The following is a 23,568-nucleotide window of genomic DNA, read 5'->3' as shown; positions in this document are numbered from 1 at the left end:
GGGGGGGCGGCCCGCGGCCCCCCCGGGGGGGCGCCGGGGGGCGGCCCCCCCGGGGGTGGGGGGGGGGGGGGCCGCCCCCCCCCCCCCCCGGGGGGGGGGGGGCCGCCCCCCGGCGGGGCCCCCCCCCCCGGGCGGCACGTTTCTGCTGGGCCCGCGGAGCGGGTCAGGCCTCCTCGTGGGACGCCACCGCGCGGCGCGCGTCCGCGTCCAGGACACCCCAGCTGATCAGCTGCTCCGTGAGGACGGACGGCGACTGGTCGTAGATGACGGCGAGTGTGCGCAGGTCGTCCTGGCGGATCGACAGCACCTTGCCGTTGTAGTCACCGCGCTGCGACTGGATCGTGGCCGCGTAGCGCTGGAGGGGGCCCGCCTTCTCGGCCGGCACCGTGGCCAGCCGCTCCAGGTCCAGGACCAGCTTCGGCGGCGGCTCGGCGGCGCCGCCCGGGGTCGTGCCCGGAAGCAGCTCCTGCACCGGAACGCCGTAGAAGTCCGCCAGCTCGGCGAGGCGCTGCACGGTCACGGCACGGTCGCCGCGCTCGTACGAACCGACCACGACCGCCTTCCAGCGGCCCTGGGACTTCTCCTCGACACCGTGGAGGGAAAGGCCCTGCTGGGTGCGGATCGCCCGGAGCTTGGCCCCGAGCTGTTTGGCGTATTCGCTGGACATATAGCTCCCCGGCACTGTGTCGACGCGTCTGGCGTGGGTGCCAGGCCGCGCGGCTGGTAACTCACTGTGAGGTTACGCAGCGTTACTCTGCCGCGTCAAGCCGAATGGTCCGCACCGACTCTTCCGTGGTATCGGCGTCCCATTGGGCCGAGTGGGTGATCCAGGGGGGCCATACGGGCGATCGCGGAGACCTGCTACCGTGTATGGCGCAATCCCGACGTCCTTTAAGGTCCGTCCCGTGAGGCGGAGAAGGAGGTCCGTTTCGTATGGACACGCACGACTCACAGTCCGATGCCCGGCCCGTTCTCGAAGGGCCCGACATCGCGCGGGTGCTGACCCGCATCGCCCACGAGATCGTCGAGCGCGCCAAGGGCGCCGACGACGTGGTGCTCCTCGGCATTCCGACCCGGGGTGTCTTCCTCGCCCGGCGGATCGCGGACAAGCTCGAGCAGATCACCGAGCGCAAGGTTCCGTGCGGCTCGCTCGACATCACCATGTACCGCGACGACCTGCGCATGCACCCGCCGCGTGCGCTGGCCCGCACCGAGATCCCCGGTGACGGCCTCGACGGCAAGCTCGTCGTCCTCGTCGACGACGTGCTGTTCTCCGGACGCACCATCCGCGCCGCCCTCGACGCCCTGAACGACATCGGGCGCCCGCGCGCGGTGCAGCTCGCCGTCCTCGTCGACCGCGGACACCGCGAACTGCCCATCCGCGCCGACTACGTCGGCAAGAACCTCCCCACGTCGTTGCGGGAGACGGTCAAGGTCCAGCTCGCCGAGGAGGACGGTCGCGACACCGTGCTGCTCGGTGCCAAGCCGGCCGCTCAGTAGCGCTCCCGGCGTACGCCGCCTTAGTACGCCCGCTCGTTGCGCCCTCGCGCGCCCGTCTGCCCCAATTCTCCCGAATGAACTGCCTTACGGAGCCTGACAGATGCAGCGTCATCTCATCTCGGCCGCCGACCTCACCCGCGACGACGCCGTCCTGATCCTCGACACCGCCGAGGAGATGGCCCGGGTCGCCGACCGGCCGATCAAGAAGCTGCCGACCCTGCGCGGCCGCACGATCGTCAACCTCTTCTTCGAGGACTCCACCCGGACCCGGATCTCCTTCGAGGCCGCCGAGAAGCGGCTGTCCGCGGACGTCATCAACTTCACCGCCAAGGGCTCCAGCGTCTCCAAGGGCGAGTCCCTGAAGGACACCGCCCAGACGCTGGAGGCCATGGGCGTCGACGCCGTGGTCATCCGGCACGGCGCCTCCGGAGCCCCGTACCGCCTCGCCAACTCCGGCTGGATCGACGCGGCCGTCGTCAACGCCGGCGACGGCACCCACCAGCACCCCACCCAGGCCCTGCTCGACGCCTTCACCATGCGCCGCCGCCTGATCGGACCGGACGCCGGACTCGGCCAGGACCTGGAGGGCAAGCGCATCACGCTCGTCGGCGACGTCCTGCACAGCCGCGTCGCCCGCTCCAACGTCGACCTGCTGCACACCCTCGGCGCCGAGGTCACCCTCGTCGCCCCGCCCACCCTGCTGCCCGTCGGCGTCGAGACCTGGCCCTGCGAGGTCTCCTACGACCTCGACAGCACGCTGCCCAAGTCCGACGCCGTGATGATGCTGCGCGTCCAGCGCGAGCGCATGAACGCCGCGTTCTTCCCGACCGAGCGCGAGTACTCCCGGCGCTACGGCCTCGACGGCGAGCGCATGGCGCGGATGCCCGGGCACGCCATCGTGATGCACCCCGGCCCGATGGTCCGCGGCATGGAGATCACCGCCGAGGTCGCCGACTCCGACCGCTGCACCGTCGTCGAGCAGGTCGCAAACGGAGTGTCCATCCGGATGGCCGTCCTGTACCTACTGCTCGGTGGGAACGAACCCGCCGTCACCCACCCCCGCACCGAGGAGAAGTAAGACTGATGAGCAAGATCCTGATCCGTGGTGCGAAGGTGCTCGGCGGCGAGCCGCAGGACGTGCTGATCGACGGCGGGACGATCGCGGAGGTCGGCAGCGGCCTGTCCGCCGAGGGCGCCGAGGTCGTCGAGGCCGACGGCAAGGTGCTGCTGCCGGGCCTGGTCGACCTGCACACCCATCTGCGTGAGCCCGGCCGCGAGGACTCCGAGACCGTCCTCACCGGCACCCGGGCCGCGGCCTCCGGCGGCTACACCACCGTGTTCGCCATGGCCAACACCTTCCCGGTCGCCGACACCGCCGGTGTCGTCGAGCAGGTCTGGCGGCTCGGCAAGGAGCACGGCTACTGCGACGTCCAGCCGATCGGCGCCGTCACCGTCGGCCTGGAGGGCAAGAAGCTCGCCGAGCTGGGCGCCATGCACGAGTCCGCCGCCGGCGTCACCGTCTTCTCCGACGACGGCAAGTGCGTCCACGACGCCGTGATCATGCGCCGGGCCCTGGAGTACGTGAAGGCCTTCGGCGGGGTCGTCGCCCAGCACGCGCAGGAGCCGCGGCTGACCGAGGGCGCCGAGATGAACGAGGGCGTCGTCTCCGCCGAGCTGGGCCTCGGGGGCTGGCCCGCGGTGGCCGAAGAATCGATCATCGCCCGGGATGTCCTGCTCGCCGACCACGTCGGCTCCCGCGTCCACATCTGCCACCTGTCGACCGCCGGGTCCGTCGAGATCGTCCGCTGGGCCAAGTCCCGCGGCATCGCCGTCACCGCCGAGGTCACCCCGCACCACCTCCTCCTCACGGACGAGCTGGTGCGCACCTACAACCCCGTCTACAAGGTCAACCCGCCGCTGCGCACCGAGCGCGACGTGATGGCCCTGCGCGAGGCGCTCGCCGACGGCACGATCGACATCGTCGCCACCGACCACGCCCCGCACCCGCACGAGGACAAGGACTGCGAGTGGGCCGCGGCCGCCATGGGCATGGTCGGCCTGGAGACCGCGCTGTCGGTGGTGCAGGAGACCATGGTCGACACGGGTCTGCTGGACTGGGCCGGCGTCGCCGACCGGATGTCCGTCAAGCCCGCGCGGATCGGACAGGCCACGGGCCACGGACGTCCCGTCTCGGCAGGTGAGCCCGCCAACCTCACCCTGGTCGACACGGCATACCGTGGGCCGGTGGAACCCGCGGGCTTCGCCTCGCGCAGCCGTAACACCCCCTACGAGGGGCGTGAGCTGCCGGGCCGTGTGACGCACACGTGGCTGCGGGGCAAGGCCACGCTCGTCGACGGGAAGCTCACGTGACACCTGTACTCCTGCTGGCCGCCGAGAAGGAATCGGCGCAAGTGACCGACTGGGCCGCCCGCATCGGCTGGGTCCTCGGCCTCGGCCTGTTCGTCGCGCTCGTCTACTGGCTGATGCGCGAGGGCTGGAAGTGGCGCGGCACCCTCCAGGGCGACCTGCCCGAGCTGCCCGCCGCCCCGGCCGACCCGGGCCCCGAGAAGCTCTCCATGAGCGGCCGCTACCACGGCTCCACCACCGCCGGTCAGTGGCTCGACCGCATTGTCGCCCGGGGCCTGGGCACCCGCAGTCGCGCCGAGCTCACCCTCACGGACGCCGGACTCGACGTCGTACGCCCCGGGGCGAGCGACTTCTTCGTGCCCGCCGCACAGCTGCGCGAGGCCCGGCTCGACAAGGGCATCGCCGGCAAGGTCCTCACCGAGGGCGGCCTGCTGATCGTCACCTGGGAGCACGGCGACCGGCTGATCGACTCCGGGTTCCGCTCCGACCACGCGGCCGAGCACAACGAGTGGGTCGAAACCCTCAACTCCATGATCGAATCGAACTCCAGGGAAGGCGTCGAACGATGACCACCTCCACAAGGGGAGCCGCCAGGACTCCCGCCGTACTCGTCCTGGAGGACGGCCGGATCTTCCGCGGCCGTGCCTACGGGGCCGTGGGGGAGACCTTCGGCGAAGCGGTGTTCTCCACCGGCATGACCGGCTACCAGGAGACCCTCACCGACCCCTCCTACCACCGCCAGGTCGTGGTGATGACCGCCCCGCACGTCGGGAACACGGGCGTGAACGACGAGGACATGGAGTCCAGGAAGATCTGGGTCTCCGGCTATGTCGTGCGCGACCCCGCGCGCGTGCCGTCCAACTGGCGCTCCCGGCGCACGCTGGACGAAGAGCTGGACGCCCAGGGCGTCGTCGGCATCAGCGGCATCGACACCCGCGCCCTCACCCGCCACCTGCGCGAGCGCGGCGCCATGCGCGTCGGCATCTTCAGCGGGGACGCCGTCCGGGACGACTCCGCGCTCCTCGCGCGCGTGCAGGAAGCCCCGCAGATGAAGGGCGCGAACCTCTCGGCCGAGGTCGCCACCGATGTGCCGTACGTCGTCCCGGCCATCGGCGAGAAGAAGTACACCGTCGCCGCCGTCGACCTCGGCATCAAGGGCATGACCCCGCACCGCATGGCCGAGCGCGGCATCGAGGTGCACGTGCTCCCGGCCGACGCGACCGTCGAGGACATCTACGCGGTCGAGCCGGACGGCGTGTTCTTCTCCAACGGCCCGGGCGACCCGGCCACCGCCGACCACCCCGTCTCCCTGATGCGGGGCGTCCTGGAGCGCGGCACGCCGCTGTTCGGCATCTGCTTCGGCAACCAGATCCTCGGCCGCGCGCTCGGCTTCGGCACCTTCAAGCTGAAGTACGGCCACCGCGGCATCAACCAGCCGGTGCAGGACCGCACGACCGGCAAGGTCGAGGTCACCGCGCACAACCACGGCTTCGCCGTCGACGCCCCGCTCGAGAAGGTCTCCGAGACCCCGTTCGGCCGCGCCGAGGTGTCGCACGTCTGCCTGAACGACAACGTGGTGGAGGGGCTCCAGCTGCTCGACCGCCCCGCCTTCAGCGTCCAGTACCACCCCGAAGCGGCAGCGGGACCGCACGACGCCGCCTACCTGTTCGACCGCTTCGTCTCCCTGATGGAGGGCCAGCGTGCCTAAGCGCACCGATATCCAGTCCGTCCTGGTCATCGGCTCCGGCCCGATCGTCATCGGCCAGGCCGCCGAGTTCGACTACTCCGGCACCCAGGCGTGCCGCATCCTGCGCGCCGAGGGCCTCAGGGTCGTCCTGGTGAACTCCAACCCGGCGACGATCATGACCGACCCGGAGATCGCCGACGCCACCTACGTCGAGCCGATCACCCCCGAGTTCGTCGAGAAGATCATCGCCAAGGAGCGCCCCGACGCGCTGCTGCCCACCCTGGGCGGCCAGACGGCCCTCAACACCGCGATCTCGCTGCACGAGGCCGGGACACTCGACAAGTACGGCGTCGAGCTGATCGGCGCCAATGTCGAGGCCATCAACAAGGGCGAGGACCGCGACCTCTTCAAGGAGGTCGTCGAGGCCGTCCGCGCCAAGATCGGGCACGGCGAGTCCGCCCGCTCGGTCATCTGCCACTCCATGGACGACGTGCTCGCCGGCGTCGACACGCTCGGCGGCTACCCCGTCGTCGTCCGCCCCTCCTTCACCATGGGCGGCGCCGGCTCCGGCTTCGCCCACGACGAGGAGGAGCTGCGCCGCATCGCGGGCCAGGGCCTCACCCTCTCCCCGACCACCGAGGTGCTCCTGGAGGAGTCCATCCTCGGCTGGAAGGAGTACGAGCTGGAGCTGATGCGCGACAAGCACGACAACGTCGTGGTCGTCTGCTCCATCGAGAACTTCGACCCCATGGGCGTGCACACCGGTGACTCGATCACCGTGGCGCCCGCCATGACGCTCACCGACCGCGAGTACCAGATCCTGCGCGACATCGGCATCGCCGTGATCCGCGAGGTCGGCGTCGACACCGGCGGCTGCAACATCCAGTTCGCGGTCAACCCCGAGGACGGCCGCGTCATCGTCATCGAGATGAACCCGCGCGTCTCCCGCTCCTCGGCGCTCGCCTCCAAGGCGACCGGCTTCCCGATCGCCAAGATCGCCGCCAAGCTGGCCGTCGGCTACACGCTGGACGAGATCCCGAACGACATCACCCAGGAGACCCCGGCCTCCTTCGAGCCGACGCTCGACTACGTGGTCGTGAAGGCCCCCCGCTTCGCCTTCGAGAAGTTCCCCAGCGCCGACGCCACCCTCACCACCACCATGAAGTCGGTCGGCGAGGCCATGGCCATCGGGCGCAACTTCACCGAGGCCTTCCAGAAGGCGCTGCGCTCGCTGGAGAAGAAGGGCAGCCAGTTCACCTTCGTCGGCGAGCCCGGCGACAAGGACCAGCTGCTGCGCGACGCGGTCCGCCCCACCGACGGCCGTATCAACACCGTCATGCAGGCCATCCGCGCGGGCGCCACGCCCGAGGAGATCTTCGACTACACGAAGATCGACCCCTGGTTCGTCGACCAGCTCTTCCTGATCAAGGAGATCGCCGACGAGCTGGCCGAGGCCCCCGAGCTGACCGCCTACCTGCTCGGCGAGGCCAAGCGGCACGGCTTCTCCGACACGCAGATCGGCGAGATCCGCGGCCTGCGCGAGGACGTCGTCCGCGAGGTCCGGCACGCGCTCGGCATCCGCCCGGTCTACAAGACGGTCGACACCTGCGCCGCCGAGTTCGCCGCGAAGACGCCGTACTTCTACTCCTCCTACGACGAGGAGACGGAGGTCGCCTCCCGCGAGAAGCCGGCCGTCATCATCCTGGGCTCCGGCCCGAACCGCATCGGCCAGGGCATCGAGTTCGACTACTCCTGCGTCCACGCCTCCTTCGCGCTCAGCGACGCGGGCTACGAGACCGTGATGGTCAACTGCAACCCGGAGACCGTCTCCACGGACTACGACACCTCCGACCGCCTGTACTTCGAGCCGCTGACGCTGGAAGACGTGCTGGAGATCGTGCACGCCGAGCAGCAGGCCGGACCGGTCGCGGGCGTCGTCGTCCAGCTCGGCGGCCAGACCCCGCTGGGGCTGTCGCAGGCGCTGAAGGACAACGGCGTGCCGATCGTCGGCACCTCCCCGGAGGCCATCCACGCCGCCGAGGACCGGGGCGCCTTCGGCCGTGTGCTCGCCGAGGCGGGCCTCCCGGCCCCCAAGCACGGCACCGCCACCACCTTCACCGAGGCCAAGACCATCGCCGACGAGATCGGCTACCCGGTCCTGGTGCGCCCCTCGTACGTCCTCGGCGGGCGCGGCATGGAGATCGTCTACGACGAGACCCGCCTGGAGGCGTACATCGCCGAGTCGACCGAGATCAGCCCCTCGCGGCCGGTCCTGGTCGACCGGTTCCTCGACGACGCGATCGAGATCGACGTCGACGCCCTCTACGACGGCGAGGAGCTCTACCTCGGCGGCGTCATGGAGCACATCGAGGAGGCCGGCATCCACTCCGGCGACTCGGCGTGCGCCCTGCCCCCGATCACGCTCGGCGGCTTCGACATCAAGCGCCTGCGCGCCTCCACGGAGGGCATCGCCAAGGGCGTCGGGGTCCGCGGCCTGATCAACATCCAGTTCGCGCTCGCCGGCGACATCCTCTACGTCCTGGAGGCCAACCCGCGCGCGTCCCGCACCGTCCCCTTCACCTCGAAGGCGACGGCGGTGCCGCTGGCCAAGGCCGCCGCCCGCATCTCGCTCGGCGCGACCATCGCCGAGCTGCGCGCCGAGGGCCTGCTCCCGGCGACCGGCGACGGCGGCGAGCTGCCGCTGGACGCGCCGATCTCCGTCAAGGAGGCCGTCATGCCGTGGTCGCGCTTCCGCGACATCCACGGCCGCGGCGTCGACACGGTCCTCGGCCCGGAGATGCGCTCCACCGGCGAGGTCATGGGCATCGACTCCGTCTTCGGCACGGCGTACGCCAAGTCGCAGGCCGGCGCCTACGGGCCGCTGCCCACCAAGGGGCGCGCGTTCATCTCGGTCGCCAACCGCGACAAGCGCTCGATGATCTTCCCGGCCCGCGAGCTGGTCGCGCACGGCTTCGAGCTGCTCGCCACGTCCGGCACCGCGGAGGTCCTCAAGCGCAACGGCATCAACGCTACCGTCGTGCGCAAGCAGTCCGAGGGCACCGGCCCGAACGGCGAGAAGACCATCGTCCAGCTCATCCACGACGGCGACGTCGACCTCATCGTCAACACCCCGTACGGCACCGGTGGCCGCCTCGACGGCTACGACATCCGTACGGCGGCCGTGGCGCGCTCCGTGCCCTGCCTGACGACGGTCCAGGCACTCGCGGCGGCGGTCCAGGGCATCGACGCCCTCAACCGCGGCGAGGTGAGCGTCCGATCGCTCCAGGAACACGCGGAACACCTGACCGCGGCCCGCGACTAGCAGCCCCGAGGGGGACACCGGAAACGGTGTCCCCCTCTTCGTGAGGACGCCCTGTCTTCGTGAGGACACCATGTACAAGTACTTCTTCCGTCTCTTCTTCAAGCGGCTGGACCCGGAGCAGGCCCACCACCTGGCCTTCCGCTGGATCCGCCTGGCCGCCCGCGTGCCCGTGCTGCGTACCTTCCTCGCGGCCGCCCTCGCGCCCCGCCACAAGGAGCTGCGCACCGAGGCCCTGGGGCTGCGCATGCACGGCCCCTTCGGGCTCGCCGCGGGCTTCGACAAGAACGCCGTCGGCATCGACGGCATGGCCATGCTCGGCTTCGACCACGTCGAGATCGGCACCGTGACCGGCGAACCGCAGCCCGGCAACCCCAAGCAGCGGCTGTTCCGCCTGGTCGAGGACCGCGCGCTCATCAACCGCATGGGCTTCAACAACGACGGCTCGCTCCGGGTCGCCGCCCGCCTGGCCTCCCGCACACCCGTCTTCAAGCCGGTCGTCGGCGTGAACATCGGCAAGACCAAGGTCGTCCCCGAGGAGGAGGCCGTCGCGGACTACGTGAAGTCCGCGGAGCGGCTCGCGCCGTACGCCGACTACCTGGTCGTCAACGTCTCCTCGCCGAACACACCGGGCCTTCGCAACCTCCAGGCCACCCAGGCCCTGCGTCCCCTGCTGAGCGCCGTGCGCGAGGCCGCCGACCGCACGGTGTCCGCCCGCCGTGTCCCGCTTCTGGTCAAGATCGCGCCGGACCTCGCCGACGAGGACGTCGACGCCGTCGCCGACCTCGCCGTGGAGCTCGGCCTGGACGGGATCATCGCCACGAACACCACCATCGCGCGCGAGGGCCTCGGCCTGAAGTCCGACCCCACCCTGGTCAAGGAGACCGGCGGGCTGTCCGGGGCGCCCCTGAAGGAACGCTCCCTGGAGGTGCTGCGCCGCCTCTACGCGCGCGTGGGCGACCGGATCACCCTGGTGGGCGTCGGCGGCATCGAGAACGCCGAGGACGCCTGGCAGCGCATCCTGGCCGGTGCCACGCTGGTCCAGGGCTACAGCGCCTTCATCTACGAGGGGCCCTTCTGGGGCCGCTCCATCCACAAGGGGCTCGCCGCACGCCTGGCCACCAGCCCCTACGCCACGCTCGCCGACGCGGTGGGCGCCGACGTGAGGAAGACGGCATGACGGTTCTCGAACCCTTCGGCGCGCGCCTGCGCCGCGCCATGGACGAGCGCGGCCCGCTGTGCGTGGGCATCGACCCGCACGCCTCCCTGCTCGCCGAGTGGGGTCTGAACGACGACGTGGCGGGCCTGGAGCGGTTCAGCCGCACGGTCGTCGAGGCGCTGGCCGACCGGGTCGCCGTGCTCAAGCCGCAGAGCGCGTTCTTCGAGCGGTTCGGCTCGCGCGGCGTCGCCGTGCTGGAGAAGTCGGTCGCCGAGGCCCGGGCGGCGGGCGCGCTGGTCGTGATGGACGCCAAGCGCGGCGACATCGGCTCCACCATGGCCGCGTACGCCGAGTCCTTCCTGCACAAGGACGCGCCGCTGTTCTCCGACGCCCTGACGGTCTCGCCGTACCTCGGCTACGGATCCCTCAGCCCGGCCGTCGCGCTGGCGCGGGAGAGCGGCGCGGGCCTGTTCGTGCTGGCGCTCACCTCCAACCCGGAGGGCGGCGAGGTCCAGCACGCCGTGCGGCCCGGCGGCCTCGACGTCGGAGCGACGATGCTCGCGCACCTGGCCGCCGAGAACGCGGGGGAGCAGCCCCTGGGGTCCTTCGGCGCGGTCGTCGGCGCCACCCTCGGTGATCTGTCGACCTACGACCTGGACATCAACGGGCCGCTCCTCGCGCCCGGCATCGGTGCCCAGGGCGCCACGCCGGCCGATCTTCCCGGCGTCTTCGGGGCGGCGGTGCGCAACGTCGTGCCGAACGTCAGCAGGGGAGTGCTACGCCACGGTCCCGACGCGGTCGCTCTGCGTGACGCCGCCGAGCGCTTCGCGGAGGAGATCCGGCACGCCGTGACCTCCTCCTGAGGCGGTCCAGACCTTACCGCGAGACCTCCGATGAGTGGTCCGGGGGTCGCTTGAGCCTGAATACATCCTCAAATCCAGGGCAGTATGTCCTAAATGTCCGTTCAGATGAAGGCTGACCAGGACTTTTCCGCTGTTCTCGCTGACTCTGGCGGACTTGCCCGCTAGTCTCCGACGAGAGAACGGGCAAGCGTGTGTTGCTCGTGGCTCCCCAGGTGTGGGGCGACTAGGTTCCTCACCGGTCCGTATCCGACAGTTCGACATCCGAGGTGACGTAGGCGTGGCTCTTCCGCCCCTTACCCCTGAACAGCGCGCAGCCGCGCTCGAAAAGGCCGCCGCGGCTCGCCGGGAGCGGGCCGAGGTCAAGAATCGACTCAAGCACTCCGGCGCCTCCCTTCACGAGGTCATCAAGCAGGGTCAGGAGAACGACGTCATCGGCAAGATGAAGGTCTCCGCCCTCCTTGAGTCGCTGCCGGGCGTGGGCAAGGTCCGCGCCAAGCAGATCATGGAGCGACTCGGCATCTCCGAGAGCCGCCGCGTGCGGGGCCTCGGTTCCAACCAGATCGCCTCCCTGGAGCGCGAGTTCGGCAGCACCGGTTCCTGAACGGGGCAGTCCGGGGGAGCGAGTCCCGGGCACTCCGCGATTGCTGGATAATCGCTGCATGGCTGCAACACCCCGGGGGACGACCCCCGTGCCCCCGGACGTACGTCCGCGACTGACCGTGCTCTCCGGCCCCTCCGGGGTCGGCAAGAGCACGGTCGTCGCCCATATGCGCAAGGAACACCCCGAGGTCTGGCTCTCCGTGTCGGCGACGACACGCAAGCCCCGGCCCGGCGAGCAGCACGGAGTCCACTACTTCTTCGTCTCCGACGACGAGATGGACAAGCTGATCGCCAACGGGGAACTGCTGGAGTGGGCCGAGTTCGCCGGCAATCGCTACGGCACGCCGCGAGCGGCCGTGACGGAGCGCCTGGAGAACGGTGAGCCCGTGCTCCTCGAGATCGACCTCCAGGGCGCTCGCCTGGTCCGTGAGTCGATGCCCGAGGCCCAGCTGGTGTTCCTGGCTCCGCCCTCCTGGGAGGAGCTCGTGCGCCGGCTCACCGGGCGGGGCACCGAACCGCCCGAGGTGATCGAGCGCCGGCTGGACGCGGCGAAGATCGAGCTGGCGGCCGAGCCGGAGTTCGACACCACCCTGGTCAACACCTCCGTCGAGGACGTGGCACGCGAGCTGCTAGCCTTGATGGACGTCGTGTGACCATCGCTGATCGTTCCGGTCGGCTGATCACCCCGACAAATTCTTTCCCATCCATCGGAAGGTAGAGCGTGTCCTCTTCCATCTCCGCGCCCGAGGGCATCATCAACCCGCCGATCGACGAGCTCCTCGAGGCCACGGACTCGAAGTACAGCCTCGTGATCTACGCGGCCAAGCGTGCCCGCCAGATCAACGCGTACTACTCGCAGCTCGGCGAGGGTCTCCTCGAGTACGTCGGTCCCCTCGTCGACACCCACGTCCACGAGAAGCCGCTCTCGATCGCCCTCCGCGAGATTAACGCGGGGCTCCTGACGTCCGAGGCCGTCGAGGGCCCGGCGCAGTAGCAGGCGGCGCAGTAAGTAGGATTTACAGCTTGACGCTGACTTATCCACAGGCCCGGCAGGCCGACTGCCGGGCCTGTGGTGTGTCATGGAGTCGTACGGTGTGCCGGTTGCCGAGGTCCGGGGAGAGACGTGGACAAGCCGAAGGTCGTTCTGGGGGTCAGCGGGGGCATCGCCGCGTACAAGGCCTGTGAGCTGCTGCGGCGGCTGACGGAGTCGGGCCACGACGTGCGCGTGGTGCCCACCGCCTCCGCGCTGCACTTCGTCGGTGCCGCGACCTGGTCCGCGCTCTCCGGCCACCCGGTCTCCACCGAGGTGTGGGACGACGTGCACGAGGTCCCGCACGTCCGGATCGGACAGCACGCGGACCTGGTCGTCGTCGCCCCGGCCACCGCCGACATGCTCGCCAAGGCGGCCCACGGCCTCGCCGACGACCTCCTGACCAACACCCTGCTCACCGCCCGCTGCCCGGTCGTCTTCGCCCCCGCCATGCACACGGAGATGTGGGAGCACCCGGCCACCCAGGAGAACGTGGCGACGCTGCGCCGCCGTGGCGCCCTCGTCATCGAACCCGCCGTGGGCCGCCTCACCGGCGTGGACACCGGCAAGGGCCGGCTGCCCGACCCGGGCGAGATCTTCGAGGTCTGCCGCCGCGTGCTCTCCCGGGGCGTCGCCGAGCCCGACCTCGCGGGCCGGCATGTCGTCGTCAGCGCCGGGGGCACCCGTGAGCCCCTGGACCCCGTCCGCTTCCTCGGCAACCGCTCCTCGGGCAAGCAGGGCTACGCCCTCGCCCGCACAGCCGCCGCCCGCGGCGCCCGCGTCACACTGATCGCGGCCAACAGCACCCTGCCGGCCCCGGCGGGCGTCGACGTCGTGCCGGTCGGCACCGCCGTGGAGCTGCGCGAGGCGGTGCTGCGCGCCGCACCCGACGCCGACGCCGTGGTGATGGCGGCCGCCGTGGCGGACTTCCGCCCGGCGGCCTACGCGGCCGGCAAGATCAAGAAGAAGGACGGCCAGGAACCGGAGCCGGTCACCCTGGTGCGAAATCCGGACATCCTCGCGGAGATATCCGGCGAGCGGCATCGCGCCGGACAGGTGATCGTCGGCTTCGCCGCGGAGACGGACGACGTCCTCGCCAACGGCCGCGCCAAGCTCAAGCGCAAGGGCTGCGATCTGCTGGTCGTGAACGAGGTGGGGGAGCGCAAGACCTTTGGTTCCGAGGAGAACGAGGCCGTGGTGCTCGGCGCCGACGGCAGCGAGACCCCGGTGGCGCACGGACCGAAGGAAGCCCTGGCCGACACCGTGTGGGACCTGGTGGCCGAGCGTCTGCGCTGATGGCTCAGACACCGCGCACCGCCTCGAAAGCCGGTCGATCGGCGCGTGGCGCCACTGGCCAACGTCGCTCGGCATTGGGCAGAATGCCCGTGCCGCAGGTCACAGCACTCCCGAGTGGCGAGACAGGGGGCCCGTGGCCGAAGCGTGACCCGTAAACTGTTCCACGGACGGCGCCGGGTGCAGCCCCCGCCGTCCGCCAATGATCAGCCAGCAGCCGCTGCAACCCCAGGGAGCGTTGTGTCCCGTCGCCTTTTCACCTCGGAGTCCGTGACCGAGGGTCACCCCGACAAGATCGCTGACCAGATCAGCGACACCATTCTCGACGCGCTTCTGCGCGAGGACCCGTCCTCCCGGGTCGCCGTCGAGACCCTGATCACGACCGGCCTGGTGCACGTGGCCGGCGAGGTCACGACCAAGACGTACGCGGACATCGCGACGCTGGTCCGGAACAAGATCCTCGAGATCGGCTACGACTCCAGCAAGAAGGGCTTCGACGGCGCCTCCTGCGGCGTGTCGGTGTCGATCGGCGCGCAGTCCCCGGACATCGCCCAGGGCGTGGACACGGCGTACGAGTCCCGTGTCGAGGGCGACGAGGACGAGCTGGACAAGCAGGGTGCGGGCGACCAGGGCCTGATGTTCGGCTACGCGACGGACGAGACGCCGACGCTGATGCCGCTGCCGATCTTCCTGGCCCACCGCCTGTCGAAGCGCCTGTCCGACGTGCGCAAGAACGGCACGATCCCCTACCTGCGCCCGGACGGCAAGACGCAGGTCACCATCGAGTACGACGGCGACAAGGCGGTCCGCCTGGACACCGTCGTGGTCTCCTCGCAGCACGCCTCGGACATCGACCTGGACTCGCTGCTGGCTCCGGACATCAAGGAGTTCGTCGTCGAGCCGGAGCTGAAGGCGCTCCTGGACGAGGGCATCAAGATCGACACGGAGAACTACCGTCTCCTGGTCAACCCCACCGGCCGCTTCGAGATCGGCGGCCCGATGGGTGACGCCGGTCTGACCGGCCGCAAGATCATCATCGACACCTACGGCGGCATGGCCCGCCACGGCGGCGGTGCCTTCTCCGGCAAGGACCCGTCCAAGGTCGACCGTTCCGCGGCGTACGCGATGCGCTGGGTCGCGAAGAACGTGGTCGCCGCCGGTCTCGCCACCCGCTGCGAGGTCCAGGTCGCGTACGCGATCGGCAAGGCCGAGCCGGTGGGTCTCTTCGTCGAGACCTTCGGCACCGCCAAGATCGACACGGAGAAGATCGAGAAGGCGATCGACGAGGTCTTCGACCTCCGCCCGGCCGCCATCATCCGCGACCTCGACCTGCTCCGGCCGATCTACGCCCAGACCGCCGCGTACGGACACTTCGGCCGCGAGCTTCCCGAGTTCACCTGGGAGCGCACGGACCGCGTGGACGCGCTGCGCACGGCCGCGGGGCTGTAGGTCCCGTCCCTCAGGGCATCGCGTGAGGCCCGGCACCCTTCGGGGGCCGGGCCTGTGCCGTCCCTGGGGGAAAACGGCTCGCGAACGGCTGCGGGCCCTCCCTACGGTGGGGAGCGCCGGGGCGCCCGGTGCGAAGGTGGCGGATACTTCTGGGCTCGTAGCAGCCCCCGCGGGTTCGAATCCCGCCGTCGGCCGGGCGGTGCCCGGTGGCGTGGCCGAGTGGTCCAAGGCGAGTGCGCGCCGTCACCGCGAGGGAACTCGGGCGTCTCCGCTTGTCAGTGGTGTTTGGTAAGAATGCAAGCGTGAGCAGCGAGAACGAACAGGCGGACGGCGGGGCGCAGGGTGCCCCGCCCGAGCAGCTCGCGCTCATCCGGGACAGCGTGCGTAAGGCGAAGAAACCCCGGGCCAAGCCGCGGACCTGGCGGGGGGCCGCGCTCGCCAAGGAACTGCCCGTCGCGCGCGTCCTCGTCGACAAGGGCGTGCTCCATCTCGACCGCTACTTCGACTACGCCGTGCCCGAGGAGCTCGACGCGGACGCCCAGCCGGGTGTCCGGGTCCGGGTCCGCTTCGGAGCCGGGCGGCATCGGGTGCGGGAGGGGCGGCGCGAGGGCGGCGGCCTGATCGACGGGTTCCTCGTCGAGCGGCTCGCCGAGTCCGACTACTCCGGGCCGCTGGCCGCCCTCGCCCAGGTCGTGTCGCCCGAGCAGGTGCTCAGCGCGGAACTGCTGGGACTGGCCAGGGCCGTCGCCGACCGGTACGCGGGCAGCCTCGCCGACGTCCTGCAGCTCGCCGTACCGCCGCGCAACGCACGGGCCGAGCAGCGGTCCTCGCCCGACCCGCTGCCACCGCCCCCGGCGCCGGAGGCGGGCTCCTGGCAGCGGTACGAGCGGGGAGCGGTGTTCCTGGAGTCCCTGGCCTCCGGCGGGGCGCCCCGGGCCGTGTGGAACGCGCTGCCCGGCCCGCTGTGGAGCGAGGAGCTGGCCCGGGCCGTCGCCGCGACGCTGGCCTCCGGGCGCGGGGCGCTCGCCGTCCTGCCCGACGGACGGGCGGTCGCGCGGGTCGACGCCGCGCTGACCGCGCTGCTGGGCAAGGGGCGGCACGCGGTGCTCACCGCCGACGCCGGCCCGGAGAAGCGGTACGCGCAGTGGCTCGCGGTACGGCGTGGCTCCGTCCGGGCCGTGATCGGGACGAGAGCCGCGATGTTCGCACCCGTCCAGGACCTCGGCCTGCTCGCCCTCTGGGACGACGGCGACGACAGCCACAGCGAGCAGCACGCCCCGCAGCCCCATGCCCGCGAGGTGCTCCTGCTGCGGGCCGCCCAGGACAAGTGCGGCTTCCTGCTGGGGAGCTGGGGCTGCACGGTGGAGGCCGCGCAGCTCGTCGAGAGCGGCTGGGCCCGGCCGCTCGTCGCCGGGCGCGACCAGGTGCGGGCGGCCGCTCCGCTGGTACGGACCGTCGGGGACCAGGATCTCGCCCGGGACGAGGCCGCCCGAGCCGCCCGGCTGCCCACCCTCGCCTGGCAGGCCGTCAGGGACGGGCTGCGCACCGGCCCGGTGCTGGTGCAGGTGCCCCGCCGGGGATACGTGCCGCGCATGGCCTGTGCCAACTGCCGGGTGCCCGCGCGCTGCCGGCACTGCTCCGGGCCGCTGGAAGCGCCCGACGGCGGTGCCCTGAACTGCGGGTGGTGCGGGCGCGAGGAAAGCGGCTGGCACTGCCCCGACTGCGGATCCTTTCGTCTGCGTGCCTCGGTCGTCGGGGCGCGGCGGACCGCCGAGGAGCTGGGCCGGGCGTTCCCCGCCGTGCCGGTCCGCACCTCGGGGCGCGAGCACGTCCTCGACACGGTGCCGGGGGCACCCGCACTGGTCGTGAGCACGCCGGGTGCCGAGCCCGTCGCCGAGGGCGGGTACGCGGCGGCGCTGCTGCTCGACGGGTGGGCCATGCTCGGGCGGCCCGATCTGCGGGCCGGGGAGGACGCGTTGCGGCGGTGGACCGTGGCAGCATCCCTCGTCCGGCCGCAGTCGGCCGGCGGCACGGTGGTGGTCGTGGCCGAGCCGACGCTGCGGCCCGTGCAGGCGCTCGTCCGCTGGGATCCCGTCGGACACGCGGTGCGGGAACTGGCGGAGCGGGCCGAGCTGGGGTTTCCGCCGGTGTCGCGGATGGCGGCCGTGTCGGGCCCGCCGGATGCGGTGGCCGACTTCCTCAGGGCGGCCGAACTGCCGCCCGAGGCCGAGGTGCTGGGGCCGGTGCCGTTGCCCGTCACCGCCCCCGGGCGACCCCGGCGGGCGGGGGCGCCGCCGCCCGGGGAGCAGTGGGAGCGGGCGTTGCTGCGGGTGCCGCCGGGCAAGGGGGCCGTGTTGGCCGCCGCGCTGAAGGCGGCGCAGGCGGCGCGGATGGCCAGGGGGAGCGGGAGTGGTGCCGGGGTGTGGGTGCGGGTCGATCCGGCCGACATCGGCTGATCGGTGAGCTGGGGGTGCCCGTCGGGTGGCGGCCGCCCGGCCCCGGGCCGGGCGGTCCCTTGCGGTGGCGGTGTCCGTTGGCGTGATGGTGTCCGCTGGGTGGCGGGTGTTCGTTGGGGTTGCCGGTGTCCGTTGGGGTGGCGGGCGTTCGTCGGGGTGGTCGGGCGTTGGGGCGTCCGGATGCGCGGCTGCCCTCCCGGAGGGGTTCCGGGAGGGCAGGGGAGTGGGGTGGGCGGTGTCAGCCGTTGCGCGGGCCCGGGAAGGCAGTGGGCCTCACCTCGTCGCGGAGTGCGGGGCTGCCGGCCGTGGGCTGGGTGGGCATGGAGCGGGCCGCGGGGACCGTCGGGACGGTGGGCAGGCCGGTGGTCACGTTGACCGCGCGGCCACCCGCCGGCGTCGGCTCCGGCGTGCGCTCCGGCTCCGCCACGGCCGACTGGGCCGTTGCACGGCGGGCGCCGTAACGGCGGTGCACCGCCTGCTTGGTGACTCCGAGGGCGGATCCCACCGCGTCCCACGAGAAGCCGAGTGAGCGGTCGAAGTCCACAGCCGCCGTCACCAGGGTCTCGACGCTGTCCCGCAGCTCCTGGGCGAGACGTACCGTCGGGGCGGGGGCGCGTCCGTAGACGACGAAGCCCGTGGAGGGGCCGGAGCGGCGCGGGCGGTAGACGTTCCCCAGCTGGGCGGTGAGGGTGCGCAGTGCGTCCACCTGCCGGCGGACCCGCTCGATGTCCCGCACCAGCAAGTGCAGGCTGGCCCGAGCCTGGGCGTCGTGGGTTGCGTGGTCGGCCATGAACAAGCCTCTCGAACCGGCGTTGAAAGGAATGGGCCGCGATCGCGGCCCGCTGTGGTCAACTCTGTCTTGACCAACGCGGATTCGCTCCGCGGGTCACGGTGTGGGGGCGTGGGGGCATATGCGTGCGCCCGTTTGCGCCGGGTGTGCGCCTCGGCCTTCGGCCTTCGGGTTGTGTCTCCCACCCGCGCACCGGCTGCAGCGGCCGATCAAGAGGCCCGGCTCTTTGGTGGGGACTCGGCGCCGTCGGGGGCTTTGTGCCTCCGGCTCATAGACTTGGGCGTTGCCCGTCGTCGAACCCCGCCCCGAGAGGCCCCCACCACCCCATGAAGCTCGTCTTCGCCGGTACACCCGAGGTCGCCGTTCCCGCTCTGGACGCTCTGCTCGCCTCCGGACGGCACGAGGTGGCCGCCGTCGTCACACGGCCCGACGCGCCGGCCGGACGCGGACGCAGGCTGGTCGCGTCGCCCGTCGCCCAGCGTGCGGAGGAGGCCGGGATCGAGGTGCTGCGGCCCGCGAAGCCGAAGGACCCCGAGTTCCTGGAGCGGCTGCGGGAGATCGGGCCGGACTGCTGCCCCGTCGTCGCCTACGGCGCGCTGCTGCCCCGCGTCGCCCTCGACGTCCCCGCGCAGGGCTGGGTCAATCTGCACTTCTCCCTGCTGCCGGCCTGGCGCGGTGCCGCGCCCGTGCAGCACGCCATCATGGCCGGTGACGAGATCACCGGCGCGTCGACGTTCCTGATCGAGGAGGGGCTCGACTCCGGGCCGGTGTACGGGACGGTGACCGAGGAGATCCGGGCCACCGACACCAGTGGGGACCTGCTGACGCGGCTGGCGTTCGCCGGTGCGGGGCTGCTCGTGGCGACCATGGACGGGATCGAGGACGGCACGCTGAAGGCCGTACCGCAGCCGGCCGACGGGATCAGCCTCGCCCCGAAGGTCAACGTCGAGGACGCGCACGTCGATTTCGGCGCGCCCGCGCTGCGCGTCGACCGGATGGTGCGGGGCTGCACCCCTGCCCCCGGCGCGTGGACCACGTTCCGCGGTGAGCGGCTGAAGCTCATCCAGGTCGCCCCGGTGCCCGACCGGACGGACCTCGCCCCGGGGCAGATCGCCGCCGGGAAGAACAACGTCCACGTCGGCACCGGCTCGTACGGCGTCGAGCTGCTGTGGGTCCAGGCCCAGGGCAAGAAGCCGATGCGGGCGGCGGACTGGGCACGCGGGGTACGGATCACCGAGGGCGAGCGACTCGGCGGCTGACGCCGGGCGGGGCGACGGTGCGTGCGGCCCGCCGCCCACGGCCCGCCGCCCACGGCCCGCGGCCCACGGCCCGCTCTCGGAGGCCTGCGGACCTGCGGGCCTGCGGCCCGTGCCCCGCTCCCGGCGGCGTAGGCTGGGTGCGCACCTCTTCTCACCCCCGGAGCACCTTTTTCGTGAGCGAACAGCCCCGTCGAGCCCGCACGTCAGGCAAGCCCTACCGCCGGCCCAAGAAGGACCCCGTCCGCATCCTCGCCTTCGAGGCGCTGAGGGCCGTGGACGAGCGGGACGCCTACGCCAACCTCGTTCTGCCGCCCCTGTTGCGCAAGGCGCGCGAGAAGGACGACTTCGACGCCCGGGACGCGGCGCTCGCTACCGAGCTGGTGTACGGGACGCTGCGGCGGCAGGGGACGTACGACGCGATTCTGGACGCGTGCGTGGACCGGCCCCTCGGCGAGGTCGACCCGCCGGTCCTGGACGTGCTCAGCCTCGGCGCGCACCAGCTGCTCGGCACGCGGATCCCTACCCACGCGGCCGTGTCCGCCACCGTCGAGCTCGCGCGGGTCGTACTCGGCGACGGGCGGGCGAAGTTCGTCAACGCCGTGCTGCGCAAGGTCGCGCAGGACGATCTCGACGGCTGGCTGGAGCGGGTCGCGCCCCCGTACGACGAGGACCCCGAGGACCATCTCGCCGTCGTGCACTCGCACCCGCGCTGGGTCGTGTCCGCGCTGTGGGACTCCCTGGGCGGTGGGCGGGACGGCGTCGAGGAGTTGCTGCGCGCCGACAACGAACGGCCCGAGGTCACCCTGGTGGCACGGCCCGGGCGGGCCACCCCGGAGGAGCTGCTCGACGAGGACGCCGCCGTACCGGGGCGCTGGTCGCCCTATGCCGTACGGCTGACCGAGGGCGGCGAGCCGGGCGCCATCGCGGCCGTACGGGACGGACGCGGGGGCGTGCAGGACGAGGGCAGCCAGCTCGTGGCGATCGCCCTCGCCAACGCGCCTCTGGACGGCCCCGACCGGCGCTGGCTGGATGGGTGCGCGGGACCCGGCGGCAAGGCCGCGCTGCTCGGTGCGCTCGCCGCGGAGCGCGGGGCCCTGCTCGTCGCCTCCGAGAAGCAGACCCATCGCGCGGGCCTCGTCGCGAAGGCGCTGGACGGCAACCCGGGGCCGTACCAGGTGATCGCCGCGGACGGGACGCGTCCGGCATGGCGGCCGGGCAGCTTCGACCGGGTGCTGGTCGATGTGCCGTGCACCGGCCTCGGCGCGCTGCGCCGCCGCCCCGAGGCACGCTGGCGCCGCCGCCCGCAGGACCTGGAGGGCTTCGCGCCGCTCCAGCGCGGCCTGCTGCGCACCGCCCTGGAGTCCGTGCGGGTCGGCGGGATCGTGGGCTACGCGACCTGCTCGCCGCACCTGGCCGAGACCCGGGCCGTCGTCGCCGACGTGCTCAAGCAGCACCCGGACACGGAACTCGTGGACGCCCGGCCGCTGCTGACCGGCGTACCGGATCTGGGCGACGGGCCCGACGTGCAGCTGTGGCCGCACCTGCACGGGACCGACGCGATGTACCTGGCGCTCATTCGCCGGACCGGCTGACCCCCGCTCCCACGGACGTCCGGCCGGGCTCCCCGCCGTCGTGGCGGGCCAGCCGGTGCGGCCACCACACCTTCGGCCCGACGTCCAGGAACAGCGACGTCACCAGGACCGAGCGGACGATGAAGGTGTCGATGAGGACACCGAGGGCGACCGTGAAGCCGATCTCGGCGAAGGCGACCATCGGCAGGGTGCCGAGGGCGGCGAAGGTGCCGGCCAGGACCAGGCCGGCGGAGGTGATGACCGCCCCGGTGGCCGCCAGGCCCGTGACCACGCCCGGTCTGGTGCCCTGGCGGGCCGCCTCCTCGCGGATGCGTGTGGTCAGGAAGATGTTGTAGTCGATGCCCAGGGCGACCAGGAACACGAAGACGAACAGCGGGAAGTCGGTCGCCTCGCCCGCGTAGTCGAAGACGTACCGGAACGCGAGCGCGCTGATGCCGAGCGCCGCCGCGAACGACAGGATCACCGTCCCGATCAGCAGCAGTGGGGCGATCAGGGCGCGCAGCAGGCCGCACAGGATCAGCAGGACGACGACCAGCACCAGCGGGATGATCAGTACGTTGTCGTGCGTGGTCGCCTCGTCCATGTCCAGCAGGGCGGCCGTGCCGCCGCCGACCTTGGCGTCGGCGTCCGGCACCGCGTGCACGGCGTCCCGCACCCGCTCCACCGTCTGTTTGGCGGCCTCGCTGTCCGCCGGGGCGGTCATGGTGGCCTCGAAGAGGACCTTGCCCTCGAAGGCCTCTCTGCTGCCGGGTGGCAGCCCGAGGGACTGGGGGACCACGCCCGGTGTCCCGGCGACCGCGCGCCCCACCTGCACGGCCTGCGCCTGGTTGCTGACGATGACCAGGGGGTCGCCGCTGCCCGCCGGGAAGTAGCGCGCCGAGATCTCCTGTCCGGTGATCGAGTCCGGCTTCCCGGTGAACGCGTCCGCGTTGCCGATGCCCTCCGCGCGCAGCTGGATCAGGCCCAGTGAGCAGACCGCCAGGGCGAGCGCCGTCACGGCCCAGATCATCCGCGGGCGGTGGGCGATCCGGTGGCCGGTGCGGGCCCAGACGCCGCGCTCGGTCGGGTCGGGACTGCCGTAGTGCGGGACGACCGGCCAGAAGATCCAGCGGCCGAAGATCACCAGCAGGGCCGGGAACAGGCTCATCATCGCCACCAGGGCGACGGCGACGCCGATCGCGGCCACCGGGCCCAGGCCGCTCGTGGAGTTCATCTCGGCGGCCAGCAGCACCAGCATGCTCAGCACGACCGTCGCCCCGGAGGCGAGCACGGCCGGGCCGGCGCGGTGCAGGGCCAGGGCCATCGCCTCGTGCCGGTCCTCGTGCCGGCGCAGTTCCTCCCGGTAGCGGGCCACCAGCAGCAGGGCGTAGTCCGTCCCCGCTCCGAAGACCAGCACCGTGAGGATGCCCGCGCTCTGGCCGTTGACGGTCAGGCCCGCGTGCTCGGCCAGCAGGTAGATCAGCGCCTGGGAGGTGAACAGCGCGCAGACCACCGCGACCAGGGGGACCAGCAGCAGGGTCAGACTGCGGTAGGTGATGAGCAGCATGACGATCACGACCGCCATGGCGGCGAGCAGCAGGGTCGAGTCGATGCCCTCGAAGGACTCGGCGAAGTCCGCGGAGGTGCCGCCCGGGCCCGTGATGTGCACGGTCATCCCGTCGCCACCCGTGCCGACGTCGTCCCGGATGGAATCCACGGCGGGAGAGATCCGCTCCCAGCCCTCCTCGTCCATCAGGATCGGCACGAAGACCTGCGCCGCCCGCGGATCGGCCTGCCGGTCGAACACCGGCCCCCGCGTCTGCTCCCCGATGATGCCGTGTTCGCTCAGCTGCTTCAGTTGCCGCACGTCCTCGGCGATCACGGCCCGGTCCTGCGCCGTCAGGCCGCTCTCGCGCGCGTAGATCACCACCGCCGGGATCTGCTCCGGCCGGAAGTCCTCGGAGATCTGCAGCACCTGCGTCGACTCGGCGGACCCCGGCAGCCACGACGCGGCGTCGTTGTCCTGCGCGTCGGTGAGCTTCATGGCGAGCGGCGCGGCGACGACCACCACGACCACCCAGAAGACCAGCACGAGCCACTTGGCCCGCCGCCCGCAGACGAGGTGCGCGACGCCCCGCTTCATGTCATCCCCCTCAGCGGAAGCGCCCCACGAGGGGCGCGGGGAACTGCGCGAGCGACCCACGACGGCCCGAGGTCGACGTACC

General features: G+C 71.9%; 19 protein-coding genes. 16 read left to right on the top strand and 3 right to left on the bottom strand.

The window, feature by feature from the left end:
• Positions 1 to 163: 163 nt before the first annotated feature.
• Positions 164 to 667 (bottom strand): transcriptional regulator BldD, encoded by a 504-nt coding sequence (gene bldD / locus ACFZDE_RS37275; RefSeq protein WP_018570201.1) that lies wholly within the window; start codon positions 665 to 667, stop codon positions 164 to 166.
• A gap of 266 nt (positions 668 to 933) precedes the next feature.
• Here bldD and pyrR point away from each other — a divergent pair, with 266 nt between their 5' ends.
• From pyrR to ACFZDE_RS37205, 14 genes are all read left to right on the top strand, one after another.
• Positions 934 to 1,500 carry a bifunctional pyr operon transcriptional regulator/uracil phosphoribosyltransferase PyrR gene (pyrR, locus tag ACFZDE_RS37270; RefSeq protein ID WP_391004889.1) on the top strand — a complete coding sequence of 189 codons (567 nt, stop codon included), beginning with the start codon at positions 934 to 936 and terminating at the stop codon, positions 1,498 to 1,500.
• 100 nt (positions 1,501 to 1,600) lie between these two features.
• The gene (locus ACFZDE_RS37265; protein WP_391004891.1) at positions 1,601 to 2,578 is read left to right on the top strand and encodes an aspartate carbamoyltransferase catalytic subunit; all 978 of its coding nucleotides are present in this window, start codon (positions 1,601 to 1,603) and stop codon (positions 2,576 to 2,578) included.
• A gap of 5 nt (positions 2,579 to 2,583) precedes the next feature.
• Complete coding sequence (locus ACFZDE_RS37260; RefSeq protein WP_391211994.1) at positions 2,584 to 3,870, top strand: dihydroorotase; 1,287 nt, start codon at positions 2,584 to 2,586, stop codon at positions 3,868 to 3,870.
• On the top strand, positions 3,867 to 4,436 hold the full coding sequence (locus ACFZDE_RS37255) for a hypothetical protein (protein WP_391211988.1): 570 nt from the start codon (positions 3,867 to 3,869) through the stop codon (positions 4,434 to 4,436). The genes ACFZDE_RS37260 and ACFZDE_RS37255 overlap by 4 nt, the downstream gene beginning before the upstream one ends.
• Complete coding sequence (gene carA, locus ACFZDE_RS37250) at positions 4,433 to 5,575, top strand: glutamine-hydrolyzing carbamoyl-phosphate synthase small subunit (protein WP_391211981.1); 1,143 nt, start codon at positions 4,433 to 4,435, stop codon at positions 5,573 to 5,575. The genes ACFZDE_RS37255 and carA overlap by 4 nt, the downstream gene beginning before the upstream one ends.
• On the top strand, positions 5,568 to 8,876 hold the full coding sequence (carB, locus tag ACFZDE_RS37245) for a carbamoyl-phosphate synthase large subunit (RefSeq protein ID WP_391004899.1): 3,309 nt from the start codon (positions 5,568 to 5,570) through the stop codon (positions 8,874 to 8,876). Before carA ends, carB begins: the two co-directional genes overlap by 8 nt.
• A 70-nt stretch (positions 8,877 to 8,946) precedes the next feature.
• A complete protein-coding gene (locus tag ACFZDE_RS37240) occupies positions 8,947 to 10,053 on the top strand; it encodes a quinone-dependent dihydroorotate dehydrogenase (RefSeq protein ID WP_391004901.1) in 1,107 nt (368 codons plus the stop codon).
• Entirely contained in the window at positions 10,050 to 10,895 is an 846-nt protein-coding gene (gene pyrF, locus ACFZDE_RS37235) for an orotidine-5'-phosphate decarboxylase (RefSeq protein ID WP_391211946.1), read from the top strand. The genes ACFZDE_RS37240 and pyrF overlap by 4 nt, the downstream gene beginning before the upstream one ends.
• A gap of 277 nt (positions 10,896 to 11,172) precedes the next feature.
• Positions 11,173 to 11,496, top strand: coding sequence for an integration host factor (locus ACFZDE_RS37230; protein WP_003977346.1), 324 nt, complete (start codon positions 11,173 to 11,175; stop codon positions 11,494 to 11,496).
• 58 nt (positions 11,497 to 11,554) lie between these two features.
• Positions 11,555 to 12,148 (top strand): guanylate kinase, encoded by a 594-nt coding sequence (gmk, locus tag ACFZDE_RS37225; protein WP_391004905.1) that lies wholly within the window; start codon positions 11,555 to 11,557, stop codon positions 12,146 to 12,148.
• A 68-nt stretch (positions 12,149 to 12,216) separates the two neighbouring features.
• The gene (gene rpoZ / locus ACFZDE_RS37220; protein WP_003988945.1) at positions 12,217 to 12,489 is read left to right on the top strand and encodes a DNA-directed RNA polymerase subunit omega; all 273 of its coding nucleotides are present in this window, start codon (positions 12,217 to 12,219) and stop codon (positions 12,487 to 12,489) included.
• Between the two features lie 129 nt (positions 12,490 to 12,618).
• A complete protein-coding gene (coaBC, locus tag ACFZDE_RS37215) occupies positions 12,619 to 13,821 on the top strand; it encodes a bifunctional phosphopantothenoylcysteine decarboxylase/phosphopantothenate--cysteine ligase CoaBC (RefSeq protein ID WP_391211926.1) in 1,203 nt (400 codons plus the stop codon).
• Positions 13,822 to 14,058: 237 nt separating this feature from the next.
• Positions 14,059 to 15,267 (top strand): methionine adenosyltransferase, encoded by a 1,209-nt coding sequence (metK, locus tag ACFZDE_RS37210; protein ID WP_391211917.1) that lies wholly within the window; start codon positions 14,059 to 14,061, stop codon positions 15,265 to 15,267.
• Positions 15,268 to 15,569: 302 nt separating this feature from the next.
• A complete protein-coding gene (locus ACFZDE_RS37205; protein WP_391211911.1) occupies positions 15,570 to 17,723 on the top strand; it encodes a primosomal protein N' in 2,154 nt (717 codons plus the stop codon).
• A 238-nt stretch (positions 17,724 to 17,961) separates the two neighbouring features.
• Here the strand turns inward: ACFZDE_RS37205 and ACFZDE_RS37200 are convergent, their stop codons facing one another.
• A complete protein-coding gene (locus ACFZDE_RS37200) occupies positions 17,962 to 18,513 on the bottom strand; it encodes a hypothetical protein (RefSeq protein WP_391004913.1) in 552 nt (183 codons plus the stop codon).
• Between the two features lie 326 nt (positions 18,514 to 18,839).
• Here ACFZDE_RS37200 and fmt point away from each other — a divergent pair, with 326 nt between their 5' ends.
• Both fmt and ACFZDE_RS37190 read left to right on the top strand, forming a co-directional pair.
• On the top strand, positions 18,840 to 19,772 hold the full coding sequence (gene fmt / locus ACFZDE_RS37195) for a methionyl-tRNA formyltransferase (protein ID WP_391004915.1): 933 nt from the start codon (positions 18,840 to 18,842) through the stop codon (positions 19,770 to 19,772).
• A gap of 173 nt (positions 19,773 to 19,945) precedes the next feature.
• Positions 19,946 to 21,364, top strand: a complete 1,419-nt coding sequence (locus tag ACFZDE_RS37190) for a transcription antitermination factor NusB (protein WP_391211889.1) — start codon at positions 19,946 to 19,948, stop codon at positions 21,362 to 21,364.
• Here ACFZDE_RS37190 and ACFZDE_RS37185 read toward each other — a convergent pair.
• Positions 21,345 to 23,486 carry an MMPL family transporter gene (locus ACFZDE_RS37185; RefSeq protein WP_391211878.1) on the bottom strand — a complete coding sequence of 714 codons (2,142 nt, stop codon included), beginning with the start codon at positions 23,484 to 23,486 and terminating at the stop codon, positions 21,345 to 21,347. The two genes, ACFZDE_RS37190 and ACFZDE_RS37185, sit on opposite strands and share 20 nt — an antisense overlap.
• Between the last annotated feature and the right edge of the window lie 82 nt (positions 23,487 to 23,568).

Origin of the sequence: Streptomyces sp. NPDC007929 (assembly GCF_042959065.1) — a bacterium.
GTDB lineage: Bacteria > Actinomycetota > Actinomycetes > Streptomycetales > Streptomycetaceae > Streptomyces.
This window is presented reverse-complemented; position numbering and strand designations above follow the sequence as displayed.

What these genes read in the sequence shown, in the direction of transcription:
- bldD (WP_018570201.1), bottom strand. Translation starts at nt 667, where the DNA reads ATGTCCAGCGAATACGCCAAACAGCTCGGGGCCAAGCTCCGGGCGATC.
- pyrR (WP_391004889.1), top strand. Translation starts at nt 934, where the DNA reads ATGGACACGCACGACTCACAGTCCGATGCCCGGCCCGTTCTCGAAGGG.
- ACFZDE_RS37265 (WP_391004891.1), top strand. Translation starts at nt 1,601, where the DNA reads ATGCAGCGTCATCTCATCTCGGCCGCCGACCTCACCCGCGACGACGCC.
- ACFZDE_RS37260 (WP_391211994.1), top strand. Translation starts at nt 2,584, where the DNA reads ATGAGCAAGATCCTGATCCGTGGTGCGAAGGTGCTCGGCGGCGAGCCG.
- carA (WP_391211981.1), top strand. Translation starts at nt 4,433, where the DNA reads ATGACCACCTCCACAAGGGGAGCCGCCAGGACTCCCGCCGTACTCGTC.
- ACFZDE_RS37240 (WP_391004901.1), top strand. Translation starts at nt 8,947, where the DNA reads ATGTACAAGTACTTCTTCCGTCTCTTCTTCAAGCGGCTGGACCCGGAG.
- pyrF (WP_391211946.1), top strand. Translation starts at nt 10,050, where the DNA reads ATGACGGTTCTCGAACCCTTCGGCGCGCGCCTGCGCCGCGCCATGGAC.
- gmk (WP_391004905.1), top strand. Translation starts at nt 11,555, where the DNA reads ATGGCTGCAACACCCCGGGGGACGACCCCCGTGCCCCCGGACGTACGT.
- ACFZDE_RS37200 (WP_391004913.1), bottom strand. Translation starts at nt 18,513, where the DNA reads ATGGCCGACCACGCAACCCACGACGCCCAGGCTCGGGCCAGCCTGCAC.
- fmt (WP_391004915.1), top strand. Translation starts at nt 18,840, where the DNA reads ATGAAGCTCGTCTTCGCCGGTACACCCGAGGTCGCCGTTCCCGCTCTG.
- ACFZDE_RS37185 (WP_391211878.1), bottom strand. Translation starts at nt 23,486, where the DNA reads ATGAAGCGGGGCGTCGCGCACCTCGTCTGCGGGCGGCGGGCCAAGTGG.